Annotated in this window: 5 protein-coding genes and 1 rRNA gene; all 6 read left to right on the forward strand. The window is 37.4% G+C overall.

All coding sequences use genetic code 11. The annotated features are described in order from the left end of the window. The first annotated feature begins 150 nt into the window (after nucleotides 1-150). On the forward strand, nucleotides 151-1,806 hold the full coding sequence (locus tag BLP98_RS08300; protein WP_074482845.1) for a peptide ABC transporter substrate-binding protein: 1,656 nt from the start codon (nucleotides 151-153) through the stop codon (nucleotides 1,804-1,806). Nucleotides 1,807-1,917: 111 nt separating this feature from the next. Further along, complete coding sequence (locus tag BLP98_RS08305) at nucleotides 1,918-2,832, forward strand: ABC transporter permease (RefSeq protein ID WP_006530948.1); 915 nt, start codon at nucleotides 1,918-1,920, stop codon at nucleotides 2,830-2,832. Between the two features lie 11 nt (nucleotides 2,833-2,843). Then, nucleotides 2,844-3,875 carry an ABC transporter permease gene (locus BLP98_RS08310; RefSeq protein WP_074482846.1) on the forward strand — a complete coding sequence of 344 codons (1,032 nt, stop codon included), beginning with the start codon at nucleotides 2,844-2,846 and terminating at the stop codon, nucleotides 3,873-3,875. A gap of 11 nt (nucleotides 3,876-3,886) precedes the next feature. After that, on the forward strand, nucleotides 3,887-4,933 hold the full coding sequence (locus BLP98_RS08315) for an ABC transporter ATP-binding protein (protein ID WP_074482848.1): 1,047 nt from the start codon (nucleotides 3,887-3,889) through the stop codon (nucleotides 4,931-4,933). Beyond that, nucleotides 4,933-5,865 (forward strand): ABC transporter ATP-binding protein, encoded by a 933-nt coding sequence (locus tag BLP98_RS08320; protein ID WP_074482849.1) that lies wholly within the window; start codon nucleotides 4,933-4,935, stop codon nucleotides 5,863-5,865. Before BLP98_RS08315 ends, BLP98_RS08320 begins: the two co-directional genes overlap by 1 nt. Before the next feature lie 429 nt (nucleotides 5,866-6,294). Then, nucleotides 6,295-6,396: ribosomal RNA gene (locus tag BLP98_RS08325) — 16S ribosomal RNA — on the forward strand; the annotation flags it as partial.

The following is a 6,396-nucleotide window of genomic DNA, read 5'->3' on the forward strand; positions in this document are numbered from 1 at the left end:
TTGATGACTTTCAGCGTGTCAGAAAATCTGACAAAAAATTCAGAAAAAACTATTCTCTTCAGAAAAAACTATTTTCTTTAAGGAAACTTTATGATATAATTTTATTTGTCAAATAATATAATTTAGAGAGAACAACTAGGAGGGCGTCACATGTCACTAAAAGGTAAAACATGGAAACGCGTCGGTCTTGGGGCTGTAGCCTTAGTCTCAACAGCTGTATTAGCAGCTTGTGGAGGAAAAAGCTCATCAACTTCTTCAAAAACTGATGAGATTAATTGGTACACTCCAACTGAAATTAGCACTTTGGACATTTCGAAAGTTACAGATACTTATTCTTCAATTGCTATCGGTAACTCAGGAAGTAACTTGCTTCGTCGTAACGAAGATGGTGAATTAAAACCTGATTTGGCAGAAAAAGTAGAAGTATCTGAGGATGGTTTAACATACACTGCAACATTGCGTGATGGTCTTAAATGGTCTGATGGTAGTGATTTAACTGCAGATGATTTTGTTTACACTTGGCAACGTATTGTTGATCCTAAAACTGCTTCAGAGTACGCTTATCTTGCGTCAGATGCACATGTTTTAAATGCTGCGGAAGTTATTAATGGTACGAAGAGCGTTGATGAATTGGGAGTTAAAGCAGATGGTAATAAAGTAATCTTTACCTTATCTAGCCCATCTCCACAATTTATGAGCCTTCTTACATTTGCTAACTTTGTCCCACAAAACAAAGCTTTTGTGGAAAAAGCAGGTAGTGACTACGCTACAACTTCTGAAAAAGCACTTTACTCAGGTCCATATACAGTTAAAAATTGGAATGGTTCTAATGGTTCATTCACACTTGTGAAAAATAAATACTATTGGAATGCTAAAAACGTTAAATTGAAAAAAGTTAACGTTCAAGCTGTTAAAAAACCTGATACTGCAGTACAAATGTACAAAGATGGTGAGCTTGATACAGCAAACATCTCAGGTACAGAAGCAATTTATAAAGCAAATAAAAGTAACAAAGATGTTGTGGATGTTCCAGAAGCAACATCAGCATACCTTGTTTACAACGAGACAGGTTCTGTTAAAGCTTTAGCAAATACTAAGATTCGTCAAGCCCTTAACCTTGCTACAAATCGTGAAGGTGTTGTTAAAGCAGCCATCGATACTGGTTCAAAAGCTGCAACAGCTCTTGCTCCAACAGGACTTGAAACTTTAGAAGATGGTACTGATTTATCTAAATACGTATCACAAGATTATACTTATGATGCAAAACAAGCAGCAAAACTCTTCAAAGAAGGTCTTGCTGAAATCGGTGAAAAATCAGTTAAATTGACTATTACAGCTGATTCAGATACACCAGTTGCCAAAGCATCAGTAGACTACATCAAACAAACATGGGAAGATGTTCTTCCAGAACTTAAAGTAGAAGAAAAATTCGTAACATTCAAACAACGTTTGCAAGATTCTAAAACACAAAACTTTGATGTTGTTCTATCACTTTGGGGTGGTGACTATCCAGAAGGATCTACATTCTATGGATTATTTACAACAGATTCAGCATACAACTATGGTAAGTTCAGTGATGCCACATATGATGCGGCATACCAAAAAGCGTTGACTACAGATGCTTTGGATCCTGTAGCTGCTGCAGATGATTATAAAGCTGCTGAAAAAGCACTTTATGATAATGCACACTATAACCCACTTTACTTCCGTAACACAAAAGCACTTCAAAATCCATCAATCAAAGGACTTGTTCGTAATTCAACTGGTTTGCAAGTTGACTTTACATATGCCTATAAAGACAAATAATCTTTAATAAGTATGAATAATGGGCAAGAATTGGTTGCGACCAATTCTTGCTTTTGTTGACAGGTAAAACTTTTCCCCTGCCAACAAAAGCAAATAAGAGAAGGAAATATTATGGTAAAATACATTCTTAAACGTGTTGCTATTCTTCTTGTAACACTCTGGGTAGTTGTTACCCTGTCGTTTTTCCTCATGCAAGTTATGCCTGGGACACCTTATAATAACCCAAAATTAACTGATGAGATGATTGCTTTGATGAACAAACAATATGGTTTGGATAAACCAGTTTGGCAACAATATCTTACTTATCTATGGAACATTCTTCATGGTGATTTTGGTACAAGTTACCAATCAATCAACCAACCAGTAGGACGTTTGATTTCTCAACGTTTGGGCGTTTCAATCCAACTTGGTGTTCAAGCCTTAATTGTTGGTCTTCTTGCCGGTCTAGCAGTTGGTGCTGCGTCAGCACGTAACAAAAACAACTGGATTGATGGAGTCCTTAGTGTTATCTCTACACTAGGTATTTCAGTACCATCATTCATCATCGGTCTTTTCTTATTGGTTACTCTTGGTTTCAAATGGAGCTTGTTCCCACTTGCTGGATGGGGTTCATTTGAACAAACAATTATGCCGTCTATTGCCTTGGCAATTCCAGTGTTTGCTCAAGTAACACGTTTCTTCCGCGGACAAATGATTGAAACATTGAGTTCTGACTACATTCAGTTGGCAACAGCTAAAGGTTTGAATAAACGTCAAGTTACTCGTAAACACGCGTACCGTAACTCAATGATTCCAGTATTGACTTTGGTTGGTCCTATGGCAGCAAACTTGCTAACAGGTTCAGCATTGATTGAACAAATTTTCTCAATTCCAGGAATTGGTCAACAATTTGTAACGTCAATCCCAGCTAAAGATTACCCAGTAATCATGGGAACAACAATCGTTTATGCAATGATGCTAATGGTTGCTATCTTGGTAACAGATATCGCGACAAGTATTGTTGATCCACGTGTACGCTTGCAATAAGGAGACTATTCATGGCAGATAAAACAAGAGAATTTAAACTTGTTGGTGTTGGTTCAGCCAGCTCACAAGAAAAAATCGAAAAGCCAGCTCTTTCTTTTATGCAAGATGCATGGCGCCGTTTGAAGAAAAATAAATTAGCCGTTGTTTCAATGTGGTTCTTGGGAATTTTATTAGTATTCTCAATGATTTCAGTAGTTTTAGTACCACGTGATGACGCTAATGCTTTCAACACAAAAGAAGTTACTACTTACCGTAACCTTCCACCAAAAATCAGTGATAACCTTCCATTCTGGAATGGTAAAATTACGTATTCTGGTAATACAGAAGCTAACGATGCTTATGCAGACCAAGGTGTTCCAGAAGGAACTAAATTCATTCTTGGTACTGATAACCTAGGACGTAGCGTTGCAAAACGTATCATCGTAGGTGTTCGTATCTCACTTCTTATTGCTATTGTTGCAACATTGATTGACCTTTTGATTGGGGTAACTTACGGTTTGATTTCAGGATATGTTGGCGGCCGTGTTGACATGGTTATGCAACGTATCATTGAAGTTATTTCATCAATCCCTAACTTGGTTATCGTAACAATGCTTGGTCTTTTGCTTGGTAATGGTGTTACATCAATTATCATTTCAATTGCCATCGTTGGTTGGACATCAATGGCTCGTCAAGTACGTAACCTAACACTTTCTTACCGTGAACAAGAATTTGTTCTTGCTGCTCGTTCATTGGGTGAAAGTGCTCCTAAAATCGCATTTAAACATATCCTTCCAAATATTTCAGGGATTATTATTGTTCAAATCATGATGACAGTTCCAAGTGCCATCATGTACGAAGCTGTTCTTTCAGCTATTAACCTAGGGGTAAAACCACCAACAGCATCACTTGGTTCATTGATTACTGATGCTCAAGAATACTTGCAATATTACCCTTATCAAGTAACCCTACCAGCCCTTGCTTTGGTATTGATCTCACTTGCTTTCATCTTGTTAGGTGATGGTCTTCGTGATGCATTTGATCCAAAATCTGGTGATCGTTAGGAGGAAAAAATATGAGTGAAGAAACAATTTTACAAGTTAAAAACCTCCATGTAGATTTCCATACCTATGCTGGAGAAATTAAAGCCATTCGCGATGTCAATTTTGACTTGAAGAAAGGTGAAACACTTGCTATCGTAGGTGAATCTGGATCAGGTAAATCTGTAACTACAAAAACTTTAATGGGGCTATCAGCTTCAAATGCAACAATTACAGGTGAAATCGACTTTAAAGGTAAAAAACTTACTGAATTAAAAGAAGACGAATGGATCAAAGTTCGTGGAAATGAAATTGCAATGATTTTCCAAGATCCAATGACAAGTCTTGACCCAACTATGAAAATTGGTCAACAAATTGCTGAACCAATTATGATTCACGAAAAAGTTTCAAAACAAGAAGCTTTGGATCGTGCATTAGATTTGATGAAAAATGTTGGTATTCCAAATGCGGAAGAACACATCAACGATTATCCACACCAATGGTCAGGTGGTATGCGTCAACGTGCCGTAATCGCAATTGCACTTGCAGCCAATCCTGATGTTTTAATTGCTGATGAACCAACAACTGCCTTGGATGTTACTATTCAAGCACAAATCCTTAATTTGATGAAGAAAATCCAAAAAGAACGTGGTTCATCAATTATCTTTATTACCCACGACCTTGGTGTCGTTGCTGGTATGGCTGATCGCGTAGCGGTTATGTACGCTGGTAAAGTTATTGAATACGGATCTGTAGATGAAGTGTTCTACAACCCACAACACCCATACACTTGGGGTTTGCTAAATTCAATGCCAACTACTGATACTGAAGCTGGTAGCTTACAATCAATCCCAGGTACACCACCAGATCTCCTTAATCCGCCAAAAGGTGATGCTTTTGCACCACGTAACGAATTTGCTTTGGACATCGATTACGAAGAAGAACCACCAATGTTTAAAGTTAGTGACACACATTACGCTGCAACATGGTTGTTAGATGAACGTGCACCTAAAGTAACACCACCATTACCAATTCAAAAACGTTGGAAAAAATGGAAAGAACTTGAAGGGAGAAAAGCTTAATGACTGAAAATAGAAAAAAGCTTGTTGAACTTAAAAATGTTTCTTTGACTTTCAATGAAGGTAAGAAGAACGAAGTAAAAGCTATCAACAACGTCAGCTTTGATATCTATGAAGGTGAAGTGTTTGGTCTAGTTGGTGAATCAGGTTCTGGTAAAACAACTGTTGGACGTGCAATCTTAAAACTTTACGATATTAATGGTGGTGAAATCGACTTTGATGGTGAAACTGTTTCTAACCTTAAAGGTAAAGAATTGCATGAATTCCGCAAAAATGTTCAAATGATTTTCCAAGATCCACAAGCTAGTCTTAATGGACGTATGAAAATCCGCGATATCGTTGCTGAAGGACTTGATATCCATAAACTAGTAAATAGTAAAGAAGAACGTGATGAAAAAGTTCAAGAATTACTAGCTTTGGTTGGATTGAATAAAGATCACATGACTCGTTACCCACACGAATTCTCAGGTGGTCAACGTCAACGTATTGGTATTGCACGTGCACTTGCTGTACAACCAAAGTTCATCATTGCTGATGAACCAATTTCAGCGCTCGACGTATCTATTCAGGCTCAAGTTGTTAACTTGATGCAAAAACTTCAACGTGAAAAAGGCTTAACATATCTCTTTATCGCCCATGATTTGTCAATGGTTAAATACATTTCAGATCGTATTGGTGTTATGCACTGGGGTAAAATGCTCGAAATTGGAACATCTGAAGATGTTTATAACAATCCAATTCACCCATACACTAAGAGCTTGTTGTCAGCAATTCCAGAACCAGATCCAGAATCTGAACGTGAACGTGTGCACCAAGTATACGATCCAAGTGCAGAACTTGATGGTCAAGAACGTGAAATGCGTGAAATTACACCTGGTCACTTTGTTCTTTCTACAGAAGCAGAAGCTGAAGAGTATAAAAAAGCATTATCATAATTATAAAGGGGCTTTAAGCCCCTTTTTTGCGCTTAAAACGGCGTATAAGTCGTTTTAGTTGCATTTGATAGATATAAGTATTAAAATAAACCTGTAGCTGATTGTTGCCGCGATAGAGTACATAGTTGATTAAATGGCAATAATTGAAAAAATCAAAAAAATTTTCATAAAAGCGTTGACACGCTATACTAAATTTAGTATACTGATATAGCTGTTGTCCGAGAGGACAGCGGTAACAAGTTTGAAACGAGTTTGAAAATTTCTTGAAAAAAGGTGTTGACAACAAGTTTTAAATTTGATAGAATATAGAAGTTGTCTCTGATGAGACAAAGACCTTTGAAAACTGAACAATACGAACCAAACGTGCGGGTTACGGAAGTAACCTGTCAAAGAAACGATAAATCTGTCAGTGACAGAATGAGAACAAGATTAAATGAGAGTTTGATCCTGGCTCAGGACGAACGCTGGCGGCGTGCCTAATACATGCAAGTAGAACGCTGAAGACTTTAGCTTGCTAAAGTTGGAAGAGTT

This window comes from Streptococcus equinus, assembly GCF_900104225.1.
Taxonomy (GTDB): Bacteria; Bacillota; Bacilli; order Lactobacillales; family Streptococcaceae; genus Streptococcus; species Streptococcus equinus_D.